At 72.9% G+C, this 17847-nt stretch carries 14 protein-coding genes and 1 pseudogene; 9 read left to right on the top strand and 6 right to left on the bottom strand.

All coding sequences use genetic code 11. The features are described 5' to 3' along the window. Window positions 1-366: 366 nt before the first annotated feature. Window positions 367-1593, bottom strand: coding sequence for a molybdopterin-dependent oxidoreductase (locus ABEB03_RS34490; RefSeq protein WP_345656798.1), 1227 nt, complete (start codon window positions 1591-1593; stop codon window positions 367-369). A gap of 113 nt (window positions 1594-1706) precedes the next feature. Between ABEB03_RS34490 and ABEB03_RS34485 the strand changes: the two genes are divergently transcribed. The 3 genes from ABEB03_RS34485 to ABEB03_RS34475 all read left to right on the top strand — a co-directional run bounded on the left by ABEB03_RS34485 (window position 1707) and on the right by ABEB03_RS34475 (window position 5515). Next, entirely contained in the window at window positions 1707-3062 is a 1356-nt protein-coding gene (locus ABEB03_RS34485; protein WP_345656797.1) for a hypothetical protein, read from the top strand. Window positions 3063-3287: 225 nt separating this feature from the next. Next, the gene (locus tag ABEB03_RS34480) at window positions 3288-4148 is read left to right on the top strand and encodes an AAA family ATPase (RefSeq protein WP_345656796.1); all 861 of its coding nucleotides are present in this window, start codon (window positions 3288-3290) and stop codon (window positions 4146-4148) included. Then, window positions 4145-5515: a VWA domain-containing protein gene (locus tag ABEB03_RS34475; RefSeq protein ID WP_345656795.1), complete on the top strand. Its 1371-nt coding sequence runs from the start codon at window positions 4145-4147 to the stop codon at window positions 5513-5515. The genes ABEB03_RS34480 and ABEB03_RS34475 overlap by 4 nt, the downstream gene beginning before the upstream one ends. Window positions 5516-5709: 194 nt before the next feature. Here ABEB03_RS34475 and ABEB03_RS34470 read toward each other — a convergent pair whose 3' ends face one another. Continuing rightward, the gene (locus ABEB03_RS34470; protein ID WP_345656793.1) at window positions 5710-6675 is read right to left on the bottom strand and encodes a pirin family protein; all 966 of its coding nucleotides are present in this window, start codon (window positions 6673-6675) and stop codon (window positions 5710-5712) included. A 176-nt stretch (window positions 6676-6851) separates the two neighbouring features. On the opposite strand from ABEB03_RS34470, the pseudogene ABEB03_RS34465 reads away from it, so the two are divergent. From ABEB03_RS34465 to ABEB03_RS34455, 3 genes and pseudogenes are all read left to right on the top strand, one after another. Next, window positions 6852-7313 (top strand): annotated as a pseudogene (locus ABEB03_RS34465) (MarR family winged helix-turn-helix transcriptional regulator); the annotation flags it as partial. Between the two features lie 188 nt (window positions 7314-7501). After that, window positions 7502-7972, top strand: a complete 471-nt coding sequence (locus ABEB03_RS34460; RefSeq protein WP_345656791.1) for a MarR family winged helix-turn-helix transcriptional regulator — start codon at window positions 7502-7504, stop codon at window positions 7970-7972. A 74-nt stretch (window positions 7973-8046) separates the two neighbouring features. Next, complete coding sequence (locus tag ABEB03_RS34455) at window positions 8047-8394, top strand: tetratricopeptide repeat protein (RefSeq protein WP_345656790.1); 348 nt, start codon at window positions 8047-8049, stop codon at window positions 8392-8394. 163 nt (window positions 8395-8557) lie between these two features. Here the strand turns inward: ABEB03_RS34455 and ABEB03_RS34450 are convergent, their stop codons facing one another. Continuing rightward, entirely contained in the window at window positions 8558-9943 is a 1386-nt protein-coding gene (locus ABEB03_RS34450) for a PepSY-associated TM helix domain-containing protein (protein WP_345656789.1), read from the bottom strand. A 267-nt stretch (window positions 9944-10210) separates the two neighbouring features. On the opposite strand from ABEB03_RS34450, the gene ABEB03_RS34445 reads away from it, so the two are divergent. Continuing rightward, complete coding sequence (locus ABEB03_RS34445; RefSeq protein WP_345656786.1) at window positions 10211-10867, top strand: peptide deformylase; 657 nt, start codon at window positions 10211-10213, stop codon at window positions 10865-10867. Between the two features lie 729 nt (window positions 10868-11596). Continuing rightward, the gene (locus ABEB03_RS34440; RefSeq protein ID WP_345656785.1) at window positions 11597-13183 is read left to right on the top strand and encodes an ABC-F family ATP-binding cassette domain-containing protein; all 1587 of its coding nucleotides are present in this window, start codon (window positions 11597-11599) and stop codon (window positions 13181-13183) included. Between the two features lie 4 nt (window positions 13184-13187). Here ABEB03_RS34440 and ABEB03_RS34435 read toward each other — a convergent pair whose 3' ends face one another. After that, window positions 13188-14615 (bottom strand): dihydrolipoyl dehydrogenase family protein, encoded by a 1428-nt coding sequence (locus tag ABEB03_RS34435; protein WP_345656784.1) that lies wholly within the window; start codon window positions 14613-14615, stop codon window positions 13188-13190. Here ABEB03_RS34435 and trxA point away from each other — a divergent pair. After that, window positions 14596-15117, top strand: a complete 522-nt coding sequence (trxA, locus tag ABEB03_RS34430; protein ID WP_345656783.1) for a thioredoxin — start codon at window positions 14596-14598, stop codon at window positions 15115-15117. The two genes, ABEB03_RS34435 and trxA, sit on opposite strands and share 20 nt — an antisense overlap. Before the next feature lie 54 nt (window positions 15118-15171). Here the strand turns inward: trxA and ABEB03_RS34425 are convergent, their stop codons facing one another. Together ABEB03_RS34425 and ABEB03_RS34420 are read right to left on the bottom strand one after the other, a co-directional pair. Next, window positions 15172-16608: an aldehyde dehydrogenase family protein gene (locus ABEB03_RS34425; protein WP_345656782.1), complete on the bottom strand. Its 1437-nt coding sequence runs from the start codon at window positions 16606-16608 to the stop codon at window positions 15172-15174. A 47-nt stretch (window positions 16609-16655) separates the two neighbouring features. After that, window positions 16656-17834 (bottom strand): 4-hydroxybenzoate 3-monooxygenase, encoded by a 1179-nt coding sequence (locus ABEB03_RS34420; RefSeq protein ID WP_345656781.1) that lies wholly within the window; start codon window positions 17832-17834, stop codon window positions 16656-16658. Window positions 17835-17847: the final 13 nt, after the last annotated feature.

Raw genomic sequence — 17847 nt, 5'->3', positions numbered from 1 at the left:
GGTCGGCTCCCGCGTACAGGGGCACCAGCACCAGGTCGTGCAGCACGGCGGCGCCCACGAACCAGAGCGCGACGGCGAACCAGTCGTCCGCGAGGAGCCGCACGCCCGCGTACCCGGCGAGGGCGAACGAGCAGGCGAGCAGCAGGAGTTGCAGCGGGCTCCCGATGTACGAGCGGAGCGGGCGCCGCGCGGCCGGCCGCGTACCGAACCGCGCGAGGCCGGGCCGCTTCATCGCGGGCCATCGCAGCACGGGCCGCTTCATCGCGGGCCATCGCAGCACGGGCAGCTTCATCGCGGGCCATCGCAGCACGGGCCGCTTCATCGCGGGCCATCGCAGCGCGGGTCGTCTCACCACGGGCCGCCTCATCACAGGTCTCCGAACGTCATCCGGGCCACCCATTTGGTGTTGAGCACACCGGGCGCCGCGGGGACGATGACGCGCGCCGGGTGACCGTGATCGGGCGTCAACGGCGCGCCGTTGACGTGGAGCGCGAGCAGGGAACGCGGGTCGCGCACCTGGTTGTCGCGCAAGGCCGCGCTGCGGAAGGCGCCGTGCCGCTGCAGGGATTCCACCAGGACGTCGGGCGCCTCCTGGGGCTCGTACCCGACGAGCGCCGCGAGGTCGCGCAGCCGCACCCCCCGCCACCACTGGTCGGAGGTGGACCAGCCCTCCACGCACGCGATGGGCAGGGCGGCACTGTGCTGCGGGAGTCCGAGCAGATCGGACCTGCTCAGCCGCACCGTGCGGCCACGTCCCCGCACGACCAGCCGCCACGCCTCCTCGGTCGTCTCGCTCGCGCTGATTCCCCGTGACGCGGCCGTCTTGTTGATCTGGAACCCGGCGGGTCCGCCGCCCGGTTCGGGTCCGCCGTGCGGCGTGAGCACGGCGGTTCGGCGCAGCGGCCCGTCGAAGCTGCGGCCGGCCGTCGTGACGAACAGCAGCAGCGAGCCGCCGCCCACGACGCCGAGGGCACCGCGCCGCGACACGGTGGGCTCGGCGGGGTCCGGCGCGACCAGGTCGCCCTGTTCGTCGTGCGGGTGGCGCAGCGCGCGGAGCGCCGTCGGCATCTTGAGCACGGCGTGTGCCACGAACGCGGCGAAGAACACCCAGGCTCCGTAGAAGTGCAGCGGGTAGAACGAGCCGGGGAAGACGTAGTCGAGCTGGATGTTCAGGATCCCCGTGGTGAACTCGAACAGCGCGCCACCGACCAGCAGGAGCAGCGAGATCCGCTCCAGCGCGTGGGCGAGCGACCGTGCGGGCGGCAGCGCGAACAGCTTCGGCACGACCGACCACAGCTTCGCGAGCAGGACGGGGACGAGCACGATGCCCAGCGTCACGTGCACGCCCTGGGTGAGGCGGTAGAGCCAGACCGGGCCGGTCGGCCAGGAGAACAGGTAGAAGCCGAGCAGCCCCTTGTCCGGGGTCTTGTCGTTGACCGGCGACAGGTCCGGGTTGTAGGCGGCGTACGACACGAGTCCGGTGACGAACAGCACGGTGATCCCGCCGAGCAGGACGACGCCGAGCACGGCGGTGAACCAGGGGCCGCGCAAGGGGCTGCGCCAGAACGCGGGCGAGGAGGGAGACCGAGGCATGGCCCGACCGTAGGCCCGCGACACCACCCGAAAGGGGTCGCGAACCATGACGAAACTCTGACGTCCGCACGAGCGGCGCCGGTCGAGGGGGTGCCGCGGCCTAGCGTGCCGGTGTGAACCGCGATCTTCTCCGTGACCTGTACGCCGTGCTGGCCGCCGCCCTGCTCGTCGCGGCCGCCGTCCTCATCGGCCACCGGATCGAACACCGCGACGGCACCCTGCACGTGTCCTGGCCACCGCTGTACGCCCACTGGGAACCGCACGCGGGACCCGGCACCGCCGCCGCGCTCGTCGTGGCGGTCGCCGTCGTCGCGTACGGTCCGCGCCTCGCCGCCCGGCTGCCCTGGCGCGCCCTGCTGTGGGCCGCCTGGGGCACGGCCATGGCGTGGACGTTCTCCCTGGCGCTGATCGACGGCTGGCAGCGCGGCATCGCCCGGCGCCTCACCACCGAGTACGAGTACCTCCAGGTCATCGACCGTTTCCACGACATCCCGGGCACGCTGCGGGACTTCACCCACCACATCCTGATCCACTCGCCGGACCACTGGCCGGCGCATGTGGCCGGGCATCCCCCGGCCGCCACCGTCACGTTCGTCCTGCTGGACCGGATCGGGCTGGGCGGCGGCGCGTGGGCCGGGGTCTGGTGCATCGTCGTCGGGGCCGCCGCACCGGCCGCGGTCCTCGTGGCCGTGCGGGTGCTCTGCGGGGAGGCGCTCGCCCGCCGCGCCGCGCCGTTCCTCGTGCTCGCCCCCGCGGCCGTGTGGATGGGCACCTCCGCGGACGGCTACTTCGCGGCCGTCGCCGCGTGGGCCGTCGCGTTCCTCGCCCTCGCCGTCACCGGGCACCGCCCCCGGTCCTGCGGTCTCGCCTCGGGCCTCCTGTTCGGCCTCACCTGCTATCTCTCCTACGGGCTGACGCTGTTCGCGCCGATCGCCGCCGCCGCGCTGCTGCTCGGCTCCCGTCGGCTGCGGCCGCTGCCCTACGTCGTCGCCGGGGCCGCGGTCGTTCCGCTGGTGTTCACCCTGCTCGGCTTCGACTGGTGGGAGGCGTACCGACTGCTGGTCACCCGCTACTACGAGGGCGCGGGCGGCATCCGGCCGTACGGCTACTGGGTGTGGGCGAACCTCGCGTGCACGGTGCTGGTCGTGGGCCCGGCGACGGTGGCGGGGCTGCGACGCGCCTGCGCGACGCCCGTCCTCGGTGAGCTACGGGCCGTTCTGCGCAAGGGACCCCGGATGCCCGGCAGCGTGCCGGAAGCCCGTCTCGCGCTGCTCGTGCTCGCCGCCCTGCTCGCCCTTCTCGTCGCCGATCTCTCCGGGATGAGCAAGGCGGAGACGGAGCGGATCTGGCTGCCCTTCGCGATGTGGCTGCTCGCGGCGGGTGCGCTGCTGCCCCGGCCCCGCGGCTGGCTCGCCGCGCAGGCCGTGCTCGCGCTGCTCCTCAACCACCTGCTGCTGACCGGCTGGTGACACCGGAGCGTCCCGGTGTCGCCGACCCGACAGGGCGTCCGGCGGATGCCCGGCGTGCTCCTCCGGCGGAAGCCCCGCGCGGGCGTCCGCCGGGTGCTCTGGGCGGGCCTCCGGCGGTTGCCCCGTGCGAGCCTCCGGCGTGGGCGCCGTCACAGGTGACAGAAGCTGTGAACAAGCGCTTAGATAGTGGGGCCCGACCTGGCCCGTGCCGAGCTGGAGGCCCCGTTGCTTTTCACGTCCGTCGACGATGTCACCGCGCGCCTCGCCGAGACCGGCTATCTCGCGTCGCCCGCCGTCGCCACCACGGTGTTCCTGGCCGACCGGCTCGGCAAGCCGCTTCTGGTGGAGGGCCCGGCAGGGGTCGGCAAGACCGAACTCGCCAAGGCCGTCGCCCAGGTCGGCGGGGCCCGGCTGATCCGCCTGCAGTGCTATGAAGGGGTCGACGAGTCCCGGGCGCTGTACGAGTGGAACCACGCCAAGCAGCTGCTGCGCATCAGCGCCGGGCGGGACGAGACGTGGGACGAGACGCGCACGGACATCTTCAGCGAGGAGTTCCTGCTGCCCCGGCCGCTGCTCACGGCGATCCGCGGGGACGAGGCCAAGGTGCTGCTCATCGACGAGACCGACAAGGCCGACGTCGAGGTGGAGGGCCTGCTGCTCGAAGTGCTCAGCGACTTCCAGGTGACCGTCCCCGAGCTCGGCACCGTCACCGCGACCCGCCGCCCGTTCGTGGTGCTCACCTCGAACGCGAGCCGCGAGCTGTCCGAAGCGCTGCGCCGCCGCTGTCTCTTCCTCCACATCGGCTTCCCCGACGAGGAGTTGGAGCGCCGGATCGTACGGCTGAAGGTGCCGGACCTCGACGCGGCGCTGACGGAGTCCGTGGTGCGGGTGGTCGGCGCGCTGCGCGAGATGGACCTGCGGAAGGTGCCTTCGGTGGCGGAGACCATCGACTGGGCCCGCACGCTCCTCGCGCTCGGCGCGGACACCCTGGACGAGAGCGTCGTACGCGACAGTCTGGGCGTCATCCTCAAGCACCAGGACGACGTCCTCAAGGCGGCGGCCAAGCTCGACCTGGACTCCCTGTGACGTCTGCGGCGCCCGCCGCGGACCTCGCGGAACGGCTGACCGGCCTGGTCGGCGCGCTGCGCTCGCACGGTGTGCGCATCGGCACCGGGGAGAGCGTGGACGCCGCGCAGGCACTGGAGGCGCTCGGCCTCGCCGACCGCGAACGGCTGCGCGAGGGGCTGGCCGCCACGCTGCTGCACAACCCGGGGCAGCGGCGGGTGTTCGACCCGGTCTTCGACGTGTACTTCCCGCGTCGTGTCGGCGCCCTGGACGCCGACACGACGGTGGACCGGGAGGACCTGCGCGACCGGCTGGCCGAGGCGCTCGCCGCCGACGACCGGGCGATGCTGGCCCGGCTGGCGCAGGAGGCGGTGGCCGGCTTCGGCGGCTACGGCGCCACGCCGGGCGGTGACGGCTGGTCGTCGTACCAGGCGCTGGACCGGCTGCGTCCGCAGACGCTGATGGCCCGGGTGCGTGACACCGTCCGTGCCCGCGGTGACGCCGCCGGTTTCACCGACCGGCTGCTGGAGGACGAGATCCGGCGGCGGATCGAGGAGTTCCGGCGGCAGGTCGCCACGGAGGCGCGGCGCCGGGTGGCCGAGCGGCGCGGCCGGGACGAGATCGCGCGGCGGGCGGTGGCGCCGACCGCCGACCGGGTCGACTTCCTCTTCGCGGGGCGGGACCGGCTCGCCGAACTGCGCAAGGTGGTGCAGCCGCTGGCCCGCAAGCTGGCCACCCGGCTCGCCGCACGCCGCCGCCGGGCCTCCCGCGGCACCATCGACCTGCGCAGGACGCTGCGCGGCTCGCTGTCGACGGGCGGGGTGCCGATGCGGCCCGTGCTGCGCAGGCGTCGCCCCGTCCGGCCGGAACTGGTGCTGGTGTGCGACGTCTCGGGTTCCGTGTCGGGGTTCTCCGACTTCACGATGCTGCTGGTGCAGGCACTGCACGACCAGTTCAGCAAGGTGCGGGTGTTCGCCTTCGTCAACCGGATCGACGAGGTGACCGGCCTGCTGGAGCGCGGCGCGGCCGACTCCGACGGACTGAGCGCCCGCATCCGCGACGAGGCGACGCTGACGGGGTGGCACGGCAGCAGTGACTACGGTGTCGCGTTCGGGGAGTTCACCGAGCGGTACGCCGACGCCGTGGGCCCCCGCACGACCGTGTTCGTCCTCGGTGACGCCCGTACGAACATGAGCGACCCGAACCTGCCGGCCGTGCGGGACATCTCCGAGCGGTCCCGCCGCACCTACTGGCTGAACCCCGAACCGCGTTCCCAGTGGGGCACCGGGGACTCCGCCGCCCCCGCCTACGCCGGACTCGTCGAGATGCACGAGTGCCGCAACGCGCGGCAGCTCAGCGCGCTGATCGCCCGGCTGCTGCCGGTCTGAGAGCGCACGCGAGCGATGTCGCCCACGACGATCCACCCCTCGTTCATGCCGCGGATCGGCAGAAGGATCGGTGAACTCGCCGTCGCGTCGGCCTGCCCCGACGGATGGTCAATGAGGCCGGCATCGGGTCGGTGTTCGTCCGGCCAGGGCCGACATCACCGGCCACGCCTTGGAATCGAGGGCGTCCCCGCAGGTCAACGCACCCGTCCGCGCGGCTTCAGCGGCACCGGGGGCAGGTCGGGGGCGGACAGCGGGTCGCCGTCGTAGCCCTTGACCTCGCCGAAGCGTGAGCCACCCATCCAGTCCTGCCGGGCCTGCTCGATGTCCTCGTTGGTCCGTCCGATGAAGTTCCACCACATGATCAGCTCCTCTTCGAAGGGCTCGCCGCCCAGGAGCATGAGGGCCGCGTCAGACTCGGCCCGCAGGGGGAGTTCGGTGCGGCCGCAGCCGAGGTAGAGCATCGAGCCGGGCAGCACCGGCACGCCGTCGACGTGCGCCTCGCCGGACATGGAGAGCACGGCGTACTCGAAGTCGGGCTCCAGGGGCAGCCGTACGTCGGCGCCCTGCGCGAGGGCCAGGTCGGCACCGACGATCGGCGTGTACGTCGTGCCGGGCGAGGTCGCGCCGTCGACCGAGCCCAGGACGATCGTGGCGTCGAGGCCGGGTGCCGTGACGACCGGCAGTTCGGCGTGGTGCTCGAACCGCGGGTCGGTGTGGCGGTGGCTGTCGGGGAGGGCGACCCAGAGCTGCGCGCCGTGCAGGAAGCGGGCGTGCGACCTCGGGCTCTCCTCGGAGTGGCTGATGGCCCGTCCCGAGGTCATCAGCCCGAGTTCGCGCGGACGGATGGTCTGCAGGCTGCCCGTGGAGTCACGGTGCAGCACCTCGCCCTCGTGCAGCCAGCTGACGGTCTGCAGGCCCATGTGCGGGTGCGGCGGGACCTGCATGCCGGCCTCGTCCGCGATGTCGTCGGGCCCGTAGTGATCGACGAAGCACCACGCGCCGACCATGCGACGGCCCAGGTTGGGGAGCAGACGGCGGACTTCGGTCGACTCGCCGAGCTTGACCCGGCGGGGGCTGAGGAGTTCGCGCACCGGCTCGGCCACCACGAACCCGCGGCCACCGCAGAGGGCGGGAACCGCCTCGCGATCAAGATTGCTCATGGGGCACAACCTAGCCCTGTCGAGGACCTTGCGTCAGGCCATCGGACCGCCGTACGGGGGGTCTTGGCCGAGAAACGGCAGGGGTCCTAGGTCCTCGGTCGCAGGTGCGTACGCCATCGGGCGGACCCTCGGGGAAATAGTAGCCATGTATATAGTAGCCATGTACGGTAATTGCCATGAGTTCGGTACCCGGCAGGGCGACGCCCGGCTTCCTCGTCTGGCGTCTGTCGATGAAATGGCGTGTGGCGGTCGACCGTGCGGTCGCTCCGCTCGGCCTGACCCACGCGCAGTACTCGCTGGTGGCGTCGCTGTACGGCATGCAACGGGACGGGCTGCGCCCCAGTCAGCGCCGGCTCGCCGATCACACCGGGCTCGAACCGCTCTACGTCTCGAAACTGGCCCGCGCGCTGGAGGCGGCCGGATTCGTCGACCGCGTACGGGACCCTGCGGACCCGCGGGCGGTCCAGCTGTCCCTGACCGAGGACGGGCGCGCCGTCGCCCGTCGCGCCATCAGGGTGGTCCAGAGCCTCCTGGACCAGCTCCTCGAACCCCTCGGCGGGCTCGACGGGGAACGCACCCGGGCGTTCGGCGCCGAGCTGGCCACCCTGCTCGACGTGCCTCTCGATCCGCACGCGGAGCCCGCCGCGCGAGAGTCGCCCGCGCCGGGAGCGTCCGGCGCGGACGGGAAGCCCGGCACGCCGGGAGCGCCCGGCGCCGGCAGGGAGTCCGGCACACCGGCAGAACGGGGCGCGCGCGGGGAGTCCAGCGCGCGGGAAGAGCCCGCCGCGTCCGATCCATCCGATCCGCATTCCGAGAAGGAGTCGTCATGACCACCACCACTCCCCCGGTCAACGGCCAGGTCATCGGCCTCGCCCACTACGCGAGCCGCGCCGCCCTGGAGAAGGTACTGGCCCGCACCGGCACCACCTTCAACCAGTCCGTCGCCCTCCGCGCGGTCTCCGACAACGGCGGGACCGTCGCACGCGAACGGCTCTTGGGCCGCCTGACCGGAGCCCTGAAGATAGACGAGTCGCTGGCCCGCGAGACCGTCGAGGAACTGACGGCACGGAAGCTGCTGGACGAGCCGGCGGCGGACCAGGTGTCGCTCACGGACAGCGGCAGGCAGCTGTTCGAGGCGGTCCGCGCCGGGGGCAACGCCATCGCGGCCCGGCTCTACGCCGGCATTCCGGCCGAGGACCTCGCGACGGCCGGTCGCGTGCTGGCGCTGATCACGGAGCGGGCCGATGCCGAGCTGGCCGAAGGCGAGTCGGCCGACACCGAGGCGGTCGGGGCGTAGGGGCGGCACCCTCGGCAGGGTTGTGGAATATTCAACCAACCGCCTCGGTTGTGGCCCGTCGAAGGAGGTCAGCAGTGGACACGACGTACTACGACCACGGAACGGCCGCGGAGCGCTGGGAGCGGGCGCGGATGTTCTTCGAGGCCAGGGACTACGCCGCCGCGGCGCGGATTCTGGGTGGGCTGGTCGAGGAGGTGCCGGAGCAGGTCGGACCCCGGCTGCTGCTGGCGCGCTCCTACTACCACTCGGCCCAGCTGCGCCGCGCGGAGACGGAGCTGCGCACGCTCGTGGAGCTCGACCCGGTCGAGCACTACGCCCGGCTGATGCTGGGGCGCACGCTTCAGCGCCAGGGGCGGCACGACGAGGCGGAGTCGCACATGCGGATCGCCTCCGCGCTCGCGGGGGACTTCGAGCAGGTGTGACCGCTTGTCCGGCGGGGCCGCTCGAAGGGTCCGTCGCAGACGCAGGGGCCGGCCACTTCGGGTGGCCGGCCCCTCGTGTGTCGCCGGTCGCGGCTCGCCGCTTGCCGCTTGCCGGTCGGCGCTCATCGCTCGCCGCTCGCCGCTCGCCGCTCGGCTGATCCCGTCATCCGGAGGCGGGGGTTCGCCTCTCCCTGCGGTGGGCGATCTCGCCGAGGAGGACGTCCACGGCGACGAACGCCGCGAGCGGGATGCCGAGCAGCGGCACGAAGTAGCCGAGGACGGTGACCGCCGCCAGAGCAGGGACCAGAATCTGCGGCGGGACCTGCTGCCACGCGCCACGCGGAATGGGCCGCCCGAACGCCGACGCCCGGCCGCGCAGCCACCACATGCGGTAGCCCCACACGATGAGGAGCACCAGCGAGAGCGCGAGGGCCATCAGCGCGATCTGGTTGACGAGGCCGAACAGCGTGCCGGTGTGCGCGTCGATGCCCCAGCGGGTCAGCTTGGCCAGCAGCGGGTAGTCGGCGAACCGGAGTGCGTCGATGACCTCGCCGGTCGCCGGGTCCACGGCCACCGAGTCCTGCTTCTCGGGCCAGCCGCGCTGGATCTGCTTCACGACGTACGCCGAGGAGGCGTCGGCGGACGCGACGATCTCGACGGGGTCGCCGAGCCCCTCGGCCCGTGCCACCGCGAGGACCGCGTCCAGGTCTCGCGCGGTCGCCTCGCCGGACTTCGCAGCACTGTGCGCCGCATGGTCGCCACCGGTCGTGGCCGAGACGGAGGGCGTGGCCTGGCCGAGCGCGGTCCGCAGCTCGTCGATGTTCGCCCCGGCGTACGCCGACCATGTCAGCCCCGTCGCGGAGAGGAAGACGAAGCCGGTGGCCGCCCAGACGCCGAGCGTGCCGTGCAGTCCGAGGGTGCGGCGCCGTCCGGTGGTGCCGCGCACCTTGCGCCGCTCCCTTCGGCGGCCGAACCACAGCACCAGGCCGCCGCCCGCGATCACCCACAGCCAGCTCGCGGCGAGTTCGCTGTAGAGGCGGCCGTTCTCGCCGAGGTGCAGGTCCCGGTGAAGCCCGTCGATCCAGGTGCGCAGCGGGAGCGCGCCCGTCGAGCCGTACTGCTCCAGGGCTCCTCGCACCTTCCCCGTGTACGGGTCGACGAACACGGCGAGGGTGTGGTCGGCGTCGACGCCGGTGACGCCGGAGAGCAGCACCCGGGTCGTCGCGTCCGCCTCCGGGGAGGGCCGCACGGCCGAGACCGTGCCCTCGGGGTGAGCCTTGCGGGCCGCGGTCACCTGCTCGGACAACGGCAGTTTGCGGTCGCCGGCCGGCACGGTCAGTTCGTGCGCGTACACGATCTTCTCGGCCTGGAACGAGGCGGCGTAGAGGAATCCGGTCACGGCGGCCACCAGCAGGAACGGGGCGACCAGTACGCCTGCGTAGAAGTGCAGGCGCAGAACCAGGGGGCGCAGCGTGGCCCGGATTCTTCGTGACGGGGTCGGTGGGACGGGCGTGGGGTCGTCCGTCGTGGTCGAGGGAGCGGTGGACATGGGCGGGGGTCTCCGGTCGGGCAGGGGACGGAAAGGGTCCACCGGACGGGGAGTCGGGATCCCCTTCGGGGTGGCGGTCCAGTAGTCGGGGGGCGGTCGCATCGAGTTCCCGGGGTCGTGTGTGGTGTGGGTCACGGGAGCGGGAGGGGTGGGGGTCACAGGAGCGGGAGGGGTGGGTGCGGGAGAGAGGCGTGGGTGCGGGAGAAAGGTCCGGGACTCGCCCGGCGCCGCCTCGCTCGGCGCGGGCCGGCTTGGCATCCTGGCGCGATGGCATCCGAACGTGACTCCAGCCTGTCCCGCCCTCTGAGCGACCTGGTCGAGGAACTCCTCGACCACGAAGGGCCGTTGCCGATCGTCGCGGCCGGCGACCCGGTGCTGCGGCAGCCGGCCGAGCCCTTCGACGGGCAGCTGGACGCCGGGCTGCTGGCCCGTTTCGTCGCCGCGCTGCGCGCGACGATGCATGCGGCGCCCGGCGTGGGGCTCGCGGCGCCGCAGGTCGGCGTGCCGCTGCGGCTCGCGGTGATCGAGGACCCGGCTCCCGTGTCCGAGGAGGTGCGGCTCGCGCGGGGGCGGGTGCCGCAGCCGTTCCGGGTGCTCGTGAACCCGTCGTACGAGGGGGTCGGCTCGGGGCGGCCCGCGTTCTTCGAGGGCTGCCTGAGTGTGCCGGGCTGGCAGGCAGTCGTGGAGCGGCACGCTCAGGTGCGGCTGCGGGCGCTGGACGAGCGGGGCCGTGAGGTCGACGAGGTGTTCAGCGGCTGGCCCGCGCGGATCGTCCAGCACGAGACGGATCACCTCGACGGGACGCTGTACCTGGACCGCGCCGAGTTGCGGTCCCTGGCGTCGAACCAGGCGATGGCGGAACTCTGGAGCCAGCCGACGCCCGAACGGGCTGCGGCGGTCCTGGGTTTTTCGCTGCCCGGGTGAGGGAGCCGTGGTGCTCGGTGGGCGTGTTGGCGGGTGCGGGTGCGGATGTGGTTGCGGCCGATTCGCCGTCTGTCCGGTGGGTGGGTCGGGTCCGTGCCGGTGATCCGCCCGTTGCAGCCCTTGTGCGGGGCGGGGCTGGTAGGACCTCGGTGGGTGCGTGGCGCTGTCCGCAACGGGCATTTGATTCACCGGCACGGCCCCTTCGGTGACATAGCGACTGCGGGTGCGACCGGGCTGAGGTCCAGCGGTGACCCGCCCGACGGCACCTCCCGTCCGGTCCGACGGCACCTCCCGTCCGGTCCGACGGCAGTCCCCGTCCGGTCCGACGGCAGTCCCCGTCCCGCCTTGAGGGCAGAGAGCAACCCCTCAGCCCGTCCGGCGCTTGAGGACGAGGCCGTTCAGGCCGATCAGCAACCAATACCGGGTGACCTACGAGAGCCAACACGGACACCCCGAGACGCCCGCAGCCCCATGAAGCCGGCGTCACCGCCCAGCCCGTCCGGAGGACGAGGCCGTTCAGGCCGATCCCACCGGTACCGGGTGACCTCCGAGATCCGGTACTCCCGCCGACCGACACGGCAACCGCTCGCGGAGCGAAAACCGGTGGCGGTCCGCAACCCGCGCTCGTTAGCCTGGGCCCATGTCTACGCCCCGAATCTCTTAGCTCAAGGACCCGCTTCCACGCCACACGTGTGTCCTTCTGCCGATTGATTCCCGGAGCGAATTCCCATGATCACCGTTCGCGGTGTCGACGTGCGCGCAGGCGCCCGTCTGCTGCTGTCCGACATCTCCTTCCACGTCTCCCCCGGCGACCGCGTCGGCCTGGTCGGCCGTAACGGCGCGGGCAAGACCACCCTTCTGAACACCCTCGCGGGGCAGGCGCGGCCCGCCGCCGGGTCCGTCTCCCGGACGGGGGCGCTCGGGTACCTGCCCCAGGACCCGCGCGCCGCCGACCCCTCGGTCACCGTCACCGACCGCATCCTGTCGGCGCGGGGTCTGGACGAGGCCGTACGCACGCTGCGTGCGGCCGAGGCCGCGATGGCCGACGGATCGGAGCGCGCGATGCACGCGTACGCGCGCGCCGAGGCCGAGTTCCAGGCACGCGGAGGCTACGCGGCGGAGGCCGAGGCGGCGCGGGTGGCCGCGGGCCTCGGCCTCCCCGACCGGGTCTTGGACCAGCCGGTCGGCGCCCTGTCCGGCGGACAGCGACGCCGCGTCGAGCTCGCCCGCATCCTGTTCGCGGACCACGGCACACTGCTGCTGGACGAGCCGACGAACCACCTGGACGCCGACTCGATCGGCTGGCTGCGCGGCTTCCTGACGAACCATCGGGCCGGACTGGTGCTCATCAGCCACGACACCTCGCTGCTGGCCGACGTGGTCAACCGCGTCTTCCACCTGGACCCCCACCACGCCACGCTCCACGTCCACAACACGGGCTGGCACGCCTACCTGGCGCAGCGCGAGGCGGACGAGCGCCGCCGCGCCCGGGAGCGGGCGAACGCCGAACGGAAGGCGGCGGCGCTGCACGCGCAGGCCGACAGGATGCGCGCCTATGTGTCGACGGCGGTCGCCGCGAAGAACATGGCCCGCCGCGCCGACCGGATGCTCGCCGGCCTGGAACCGGTGACCAGGCCGGAGAAGGTGGCCAGGATCCGGCTGCCCGAGCCCGCCCCCTGCGGGCGGATGCCGCTCGGTGCGGTCGCGCTGTCCAAGTCGTACGGCGAGCACCGCGTCCTGAGCGGGGTGGACCTGGCCGTGGACCGGGGCAGCCGACTGGTGGTCCTCGGCCTCAACGGCTCGGGCAAGACGACGCTGCTGCGGCTCCTCGCCGGGCAGGACAGCCCCGACGGCGGACGCGTGGTGCCCGGTCACGGGCTGCGCCTGGGCTACTTCGCCCAGGAGCACGACACGCTGGACCCCGCCGACACCGTCCGGGGCCATCTGGCCGCGGCGGCGCCGCACCTCACCGACGGCGAGGTGCGGCGGGTGCTCGGCTCGTTCCTGTTCACGGGCGACGACGCCGACAAGCGCGTCGGCGTCCTGTCCGGGGGCGAGAAGACCCGCCTCGCCCTGGCGGGTCTCGTGCACTCCGGCGCCAATGTGCTGCTCCTGGACGAGCCCACCAACAACCTCGACCCGGCTTCCCGTGCCGAGGTGCTGGGCGCGGTGGGCACCTACCCCGGCGCGATCGTCATGGTCACCCACGACGAGGGCGCCATCGAGGCCCTGCGTCCCGACCGGGTGCTGCTGCTCCCGGACGCGGACGAGGACCTGTGGAGCGACGAGTACCTGGAGCTGGTGTCCCTGGCCTGACCCCTCAGTCCCGGTACGCCTCCAGGAGGCGCAGCCACACCTCGCTGACCGTCGGGTAGGACGGGACCGCGTGCCAGAGGCGGCTGATCGGTACCTGCCCGGCGACGGCGATGGTCGCCGAGTGGATCAGTTCGCCGACTCCGGGGCCGACGAAGGTGACGCCGAGGAGGATCTCGCGGTCGATGTCGACGACCATGCGGGCCTTGCCGCGGTAGCCGTCCGCGTACAGGCCCGCGCCCGCGACGGACGCCATGTCGACGTCCACGGCGCGCACGCGGTGGCCGGCCTGCTCCGCCTCTGCCAGGGAGAGGCCGACGGCCGCGGCCTCCGGGTCGGTGAAGACGACCTGCGGCACGGCCGAGTGGTCCGCGGTCGCGGCGTGCGCGCCCCAGGGGTCGGACTCCAGCAGGGGCATCCCGGCGGCGCGGGCGGCGATGGCGGCGCCCGCGATCCGGGCCTGGTACTTGCCCTGGTGGGTCAGGAGTGCGCGGTGGTTGGCGTCGCCGACCGCGTACAGCCAGTCGCTGCCGGTGACTCGCAGGCTGTCGTCGACCTCCAGCCATGAGCCGGGTTCCAGGCCGATCGTGTCGAGGCCCATGTCGTCGGTGCGGGGCGCGCGGCCCGTGGCGAAGAGGATCTCGTCGGCCTCGATGCGGTCGCCGGCGCCGGTCACGACGACCACGGTGGAGCCCTCGCGCGTCACCGATGCCACCGAGGTGCCGGTGCGCACGTCGACGCCCGCCTCGGTGAGCGCCTCGGCGACCATTTCGCCGGCGAAGCTCTCCATGCGTGGCAGCAGGCCCTTGCCGCGCACCAGGAGGGTGACCTGCGAGCCGAGGGCCTGCCAGGCCGTGGCCATCTCGGTGGCGACCACGCCGCCGCCCACCACGACGAGCCGCCCGGGCACCGCGTGTGCGCTGGTGGCCTCGCGGCTGGTCCACGGCTTGACCTGGTCGAGTCCCGGCAGGTCGGGCAGGAGGGCGCGGCTTCCGGTGCAGACGGCGACGGCGTGCCGGGCGGTGAGCACCTGGGTCCCGTCCGCCCCCTCCACCGTCACCGTGCGCGGTCCGGCGAGCCGGCCGTGGCCGCGGTACAGGTCAGCGCCGATGCCGTCCAGCCAGGCGACCTGGCCGTCGTCCTTCCAGTGGGACGTGTAGTAGTCGCGGTGCGCGAGTACCGCGGGGGCGTCGAGAGGGCCCTGCACGGCCTGGCGCAGGCCGGGCACGCGGCGGGCGTCGGCGCGGGCGATCACCGGGCGCAGCAGGGCCTTGCTGGGCATGCACGCCCAGTACGAGCATTCGCCGCCGACGAGTTCGCTCTCCACGACCGCGGTGGACAGACCGGCCGCGCGGGTACGGTCGGCGACGTTCTCCCCCACGGGTCCGGCACCGAGCACCACTACGTCATAGGGGATGGATTCCGTTTCCGTCATGGGGGCCAGTCTGGTCGGTGGTGTGCGCCGTTTCCACATGGGTACGTGCGCGGAATACGTCCCTGGAAGGCGGCGTTGTGCAAACCGGTATGACCCGGACGCGAGGAAGAAGGAAACGCGCATGAGCAGCACCGTGGAGCTCACCAAGGAGAACTTCGACCAGACGGTCGCGGACAACGAGTTCGTCCTGATCGACTTCTGGGCGTCCTGGTGCGGGCCGTGCCGTCAGTTCGCCCCCGTCTACGAGAAGGCCGCCCAGGCCAACCCGGACCTGGTGTTCGCCAAGGTGGACACCGAGGCGCAGCCGGAGCTGGCCGCCGCCTTCGACATCCAGTCGATCCCGACGCTGATGATCGTGCGGGACCAGGTGGCGATCTTCGCCCAGCCCGGGGCGCTGCCCGAGGCCGCCCTGGACGACGTCATCGGGCAGGCCAGGAAGCTGGACATGGACGAGGTCCGCAAGTCCATCGCGGAGCAGCAGGCCCAGCAGAGCGGTCAGTGAGCCGACGACGGGCCGGCGGTCCCCCGGGACCGCCGGCCCGTCGTGCGCGCGTCCTCAGAACGGATACGTGGCGACGTCGCCGCGGACCGTCGTCCAGCGCACGTCGGTGAAGGCGTCCAGGTTGGCCTCGCCGCCGAAGCGGGCTCCGGTTCCGGAGGCGGCGATGCCGCCGAAGGGTGCCACGGCCTCGTCGTTGACGGTCTGGTCGTTGATGTGGGCGATGCCGGTCGGGATGCGCTCGGCGAGGTCGAGGCCGCGCGCGGTGTCCCGGGTGACGATGCCCAGTGAGAGGCCGTAGGGTCCCGCGGAGGCGAGGGCCGCGGCCTCTTCGGGCGTGCTGAAGGGGCGTACGGGGGCGACCGGGCCGAAGACCTCTTCCGTGTACGCGGGAGTCGTGTCGTCGACCCCGGCGATCACCGTCGGCCGGTAGAAGAGCCGCTCGTGCGAGCCGCCCGCCGCGAGCTTCGCCCCGTGGGCCGTGCTCGACTCCACCAGCCGCTGGATCTTGTCGAGTTGGGCGCGGTCGATGATCGGTCCCAGGTGCACCTGTTCGCGGTAGGGGTCGCCGACGGCGAGGGAGTCGGCCTTGGCGGCGAGCCGCTCGACGTACTCCTCGTAGAGCGAGGCGTGCACGAGATGGCGGCCCGTCGTCATGCAGATCTGCCCCTGGTGGAAGAACGAGCCCCAGGCGGCCGTGGAGACGACCGCGTCGATGTCGGCGTCCTCCAGCACGATCAGGGCCGAGTTGCCGCCCAGTTCGAGGTGCGCCCGCTTGAGATGACGGCCCGCGGCCTCACCGACCGCGCGTCCGGCCGCGGTCGATCCGGTGAAGGAGATCACCGGTACGTGCGGGTCGGCGACGAGGGCCTGTCCGGCCTCGGGGCCGCCGGGCAGGACCTGCAGCAACCCGTCGGGCAGGCCCGCCTCGGCGAGGACGGCGGCGAGTGCCAGGCCGCCGCAGACCGCGGTGCGCGGGTCGGGTTTGAGCACGACGCCGTTGCCGAGGGCGAGCGCGGGGGCCACCGAGCGGATCGACAGGATGAGCGGGGCGTTGAAGGGGGCGATGACGCCGACGACGCCGACGGGCACACGCCGCGTGTACGACAGGCGGGGCGCTTCCGACGGCAGGATCTGGCCGACCGGACGCGAGGCGAGCGCGGCGGCCTCGTAGCACTCCTGGGCGGCGACGTGCAGTTCGAAGTCGGCCTTGCCGGGGATGGAGCCGGACTCGCGGACGATCCAGTCGCGCAGTTCGTCGGCGTGCGCGGCGAAGAGGTCGCCCGCCCTGCGCAGTACGGCGGCGCGCGCGAAATGCGGGAGTCCGGCCCATTCCGGCTGGGCGGCGCTCGCCGCGCGGGCCGCCGTGGCGACGTCCTCGGCGGTGGCGAGGGTGACGGCGCCGAGGGAGTCGCCGGTGGCGGGTTCGGTGACGGTGTGCCCGCCGCCCGAGAGGGGACGGGGCTGCCAGTTCGTGGGGTCGAGCAACGGCATGACGGCTCTCTCCGATCGTTCTCTGGTCACCAGTGGGTCCGGCGGGCTCACACGGTGAGCGGAAGTCCCGTGTAGTTGGCGGCCAGTTCGGCCGCCGCGGAGCGGGATGCCGTGATCCGGCGCAGCCGTGCCAGCTGCACCTGGTGGTCGAAGGCGTCCCCGTCCGGTTGCGCGTGCAGCATCGTGGTCATGTCGTACGAGAAGCGGGTGGCCTGCCACACCCGGTCGAGACACAGGTCCGAGTAGGCGTCGAGGAGTTCGGGTGACCCGGTGCGGTAGAGCTCGGCGAGGCCGCGGGCCAGGACCCGTACGTCGGACACCGCGAGGTTGAGTCCCTTGGCGCCGGTCGGGGGCACGATGTGGGCGGCGTCGCCGGCCAGGAACAGCCGTCCGTAGCGCATCGGTTCGTGGACGAGGCTGCGCATCGGGGTGACCCCTTTGGCGGTGATCGGGCCGCGTTCCAGCCGCCAGTCGGAGTCGATGGCGAAGCGTGCGGCGAGTTCGTCCCAGATGCGGTCGTCGGGCCAGTCGTCGCCGACGGTGCCGTTCGGGACCTGGAGGTACAGCCGTGACACCGACGGCGAGCGCATGCTGTGCAGCGCGAAACCGCCCGGGCCGCGCGCGTAGACGAGTTCCTCGCAGGAGGGCGGCACCTCGGCCAGGACGCCGAGCCAGGAGTAGGGGTAGTCGTGGGCGTACGTGCGGCTCACGTCCGCGGGGAAGGCGTCTCGGGCGATGCCGTGGGAGCCGTCGCAGCCCACCACGTAGTCGCAGGTCAGGGTGAGCTCGCGGCCCTCGTGCACGAACCGTACGACGGGCGCCTCGCTCTCCGCCTTCTCGACGGCCAGCGCCCGCGCCCCGAACAGCAGCGGTGGCCCGTCGGCGAGTTGGAGGGCGACGAGGTCCTTCACGATCTCCGTCTGGGCGTAGATCGTGACCTTACGGCCGCCCGTGAGCGAGGGGAAGTCGACGCGGTGGCGCTCGCGCTCGAAGCGCAGCTCGATCCCGTGATGGACCAGGCCCTCGGCGCCGAGGCGCGCACCGGCTCCGCTCTCGCGCAGCGCGTCGACCGTGCCCTGCTCCAGCATCCCGGCGCGCTGACGCCGTTCGACGTAGGACCGTGTCCTGCTCTCCAGGACGACGCAGTCGATCCCCGTCCGGTGCAGCAGCCGGGCCAGCAGCAGGCCTGCCGGCCCGCCGCCGATGATGCCGACCGTGGTCCGCATGTCGCGCCTCCGG

It is taken from the genome of Streptomyces siamensis (assembly GCF_039543605.1).
Taxonomy (GTDB): domain Bacteria; phylum Actinomycetota; class Actinomycetes; order Streptomycetales; family Streptomycetaceae; genus Streptomyces; species Streptomyces siamensis.
The sequence above is the reverse complement of the archived record's forward strand: the minus strand, read 5'-3'. Positions and strand labels throughout refer to the sequence as shown.

Excerpts from the sequence above, each read along its gene's own strand:
- ABEB03_RS34450 (WP_345656789.1), bottom strand. The coding sequence starts at position 9,943 with ATGTCCACCGCTCCCTCGACCACGACGGACGACCCCACGCCCGTCCCA.
- ABEB03_RS34470 (WP_345656793.1), bottom strand. The coding sequence starts at position 6,675 with ATGAGCAATCTTGATCGCGAGGCGGTTCCCGCCCTCTGCGGTGGCCGC.
- ABEB03_RS34460 (WP_345656791.1), top strand. The coding sequence starts at position 7,502 with ATGACCACCACCACTCCCCCGGTCAACGGCCAGGTCATCGGCCTCGCC.
- trxA (WP_345656783.1), top strand. The coding sequence starts at position 14,596 with ATGGATTCCGTTTCCGTCATGGGGGCCAGTCTGGTCGGTGGTGTGCGC.
- ABEB03_RS34440 (WP_345656785.1), top strand. The coding sequence starts at position 11,597 with ATGATCACCGTTCGCGGTGTCGACGTGCGCGCAGGCGCCCGTCTGCTG.
- ABEB03_RS34425 (WP_345656782.1), bottom strand. The coding sequence starts at position 16,608 with ATGCCGTTGCTCGACCCCACGAACTGGCAGCCCCGTCCCCTCTCGGGC.
- ABEB03_RS34490 (WP_345656798.1), bottom strand. The coding sequence starts at position 1,593 with ATGCCTCGGTCTCCCTCCTCGCCCGCGTTCTGGCGCAGCCCCTTGCGC.
- ABEB03_RS34435 (WP_345656784.1), bottom strand. The coding sequence starts at position 14,615 with ATGACGGAAACGGAATCCATCCCCTATGACGTAGTGGTGCTCGGTGCC.
- ABEB03_RS34445 (WP_345656786.1), top strand. The coding sequence starts at position 10,211 with ATGGCATCCGAACGTGACTCCAGCCTGTCCCGCCCTCTGAGCGACCTG.
- ABEB03_RS34420 (WP_345656781.1), bottom strand. The coding sequence starts at position 17,834 with ATGCGGACCACGGTCGGCATCATCGGCGGCGGGCCGGCAGGCCTGCTG.